Source organism: Dietzia sp., assembly GCF_036741115.1.
Classification (GTDB): Bacteria; Actinomycetota; Actinomycetes; order Mycobacteriales; family Mycobacteriaceae; genus Dietzia.
Genome location: NZ_DAINST010000145.1, coordinates 1 through 2,811 on the forward strand (window position 1 = coordinate 1; position 2,811 = coordinate 2,811).

The 2,811-nt window shown below is 67.4% G+C and carries 1 protein-coding gene; it reads left to right on the top strand.

Annotated elements, in window-relative coordinates; all coding sequences use genetic code 11:
- Positions 1–42 precede the first annotated feature (42 nt).
- Positions 43–2,811, top strand: a 2,769-nt coding sequence (locus V7E05_RS13990) for an MMPL family transporter (RefSeq protein WP_333620241.1), incomplete at its 3' end; no start/stop codon positions are given.

The following is a 2,811-nucleotide window of genomic DNA, read 5'->3' on the forward strand; positions in this document are numbered from 1 at the left end:
ACAGACAGCCAGCCAGCCATCGATCCGTAAGAAGGCCACGACTTGTTTAACGCATGGGGACGCATCGTCGCGACGCGAAAGGTGCTGGTACTCGCCATCGCCGTGATCGCGATGTTCGCCATCGCCGGTGCCGGTTCTCTCTTCGGCAAGCCGTTCACCCAGGGCGGCTTCGAGGACCCGGACTCCGGCTGGGCGGCGGCCGAGTCCGCGGAGGTGGAGGCATACGGCCGAGACGCGCTCGGCGACGTCGTCGTGCTCTACCACGCGCCCGGCGGAAACGTCGACGACCAGCAGTTCCTCGACAACGTGGCCGATTCCCTCTCGACGCTCCGCGAGGATCACCCCGACGAGATCACGGGGATCACGAGCTACACCGACAAGAAGACCCCGGCACTGGTCAACCGCGACGAGGGCATAGCCGTCGCCTCGATCCAGATCGCCGGCAGCGACGACGAGATCCTCGAGAACTATCGCCAGTTCGAGGACGAAATACCGGTCGACGGGATCGAGACGCAGATCGGCGGCCTCCAGCCCGTCGCGGGTGCCCTCGACAAGGGCATGACCAACGACCTCAAGCGCGCCGAGCTCATCGCGCTCCCGCTCGTGTTCTTGCTGCTCATCGTCGTGTTCGGCGGTGTCGTCGCCGCGCTTCTACCCGTCGCCGTCGGCATCCTCACCATCATCTCCGCCCTGGGCCTCCTCCAGCTCATGGGCATCGTCCACCCGGTCAACTCCTTCGCGAACAACGTCGTCACGCTCATCGGCCTCGGCCTCGCCATCGACTACGGCCTCTTCGTCGTGTCGCGGTTCCGCGAGGAGATGGCGGCGGGCTACAGACCCCCGGACGCGGCGCGGCGCTCGGTCGCCACAGCGGGCAGGACCGTGGCGTTCTCCGCGCTCATGGTCGGTGCGACCCTGTCGGGCCTGCTCATCTTCCCGCAGGAGTTCCTCAAGTCGGTCTCGTACGGCGCCATCGCGGCCGTCGTACTCGCCGCGCTGCTCTCCGTCACCGCCCTGCCGGCTCTGCTCGCGATCCTCGGGCACAGGGTCGATTTCCTCTCGGTGCGCGGCATCCTCGGCCGGATCGTGCCGGCGCTGCGCCGCGACGAGGCGGACGACCACGCCATCGCCCCAGGTGAGGAGAAGGGCTTCTTCGCGCGGATCGCCCGATTCGCGATGTCGAAGCCGTGGGCCGTCGCCGTCCCGATCGTCGTGGTGCTGCTCGCCCTGATCGCTCCGTTCTTCGGCGTCAAGTTCGGCGGGATCAACGAGACGTACCTCCCGCCCGACAACCCGACGCGAGTCGCGCAGGAGACCTACGACGAGGCGTTCCCGCAGTCGCGAACCGATCCGGTCAAGCTCGTCATCGTCGGCGGCGAAGCGCAGCAGGTCTCCGACATCCGGCAGTCCGCCAACCAGGCTCCCGGGCTCACCGGCACGTTCCAGTTCGCCAAGTCCGGCGAGAAGAACGCCGAGGGGCAGGACGTCACGGTGCTCCAGGCGAGCGTCGCTGATCGGAACTCGGCGAAGGAGACCGTCGAGTACCTGCAGAAGTTCCCGATCCCCGACGGCACCACCGTCTACGTCGGCGGCAACCCGGCGATGGAGCAGGACTCGATCCATGCGCTGGTCGACGGGCTGCCGTTTTTCGCGATATACGTCCTCGTCATCACCACCCTGCTCCTCTTCCTCGCATTCGGCTCTCTCGTCCTGCCGTTCAAGGCCGCGCTGATGAACGCGCTCGGCCTCGGTGCGACGCTCGGCGTGCTCACGTGGATCTTCGTGGACGGGCACGGCGCGAGCGCCCTGGGCTTCACTGCTGGGCCTCTGACGTCGCCTGTCGTGGTCCTCCTCGTGGCCATCATTTACGGCCTTTCGACGGACTACGAGGTGTTCTTGTTGTCGCGAATGGTGGAGGCGCGCTCGCGGGGCGTCTCTACGGAAGTTGCGATCCGCTCGGGCATCGCCAGGACCGGCCAGATCATCACTTCGGCCGCGCTCATCCTCATCGTGGTGACCGGCGCGTTCGCGTTCTCCGAGATCGTGATGATGAAGTACATCGCATTCGGCATGATCGCCGCGCTGATCATCGACGCCACCGTGATCCGCATGCTGCTCGTCCCCGCGGTGATGAAACTCCTGGGCGAGGACTGCTGGTGGGCGCCGCGGTGGATGAAGAAGGTGCAGCACCGCATCGGGCTCGGCGAGGCCGAGCTCGACCACGAGGAGCACCTGCGCGAGCCGGTGTCCGTGGGTGCGGCCGGTGCCAGTGCCAGTGCCGGTGCCGGTGCCACAGCAGCGGGCGGGGCTGCGGGAGCCGTTGGCGCTGGAGCCGCGGGCGCGGTTGGCGCTGGCTCCGCAGGGTCGGAATCGGTGAGCGAACACGAATCCCCGGCATCGGTGGACGCCGACGCGGATGATTCGTGGAAGTCCGATGCCGGGCATGCGGGCAGCGGAAAGCCGGAGGCCGAGACTGCTCATGGGCGCGAGGCCGATCGCGGGCACGACCGCGAAGCAGAGCGTGATCACGAATCGGCGCGCGATATCGAGCACGACCGTGATCGCGACCACGAGCACGAGCACGACCGCGAGACCGAGCACGAGCACGATCGCGAGACCGGGCGAGAGCGCGTACCGGCTTCCACAGAGCAGCGGGAAGACGGCGAAGAATTGGTCTCCGAGCACGAGGCCGAGTCGGACGTCGAATCCGAGTCGGAGCCCGAGTCCGGATCCGACGCCGTTTCCGATGCCACCCAGGAGTCCGAGTCCGATGCCGAATCCGATGGCGCGCAGGAGTCCGAGTCCGGCGCC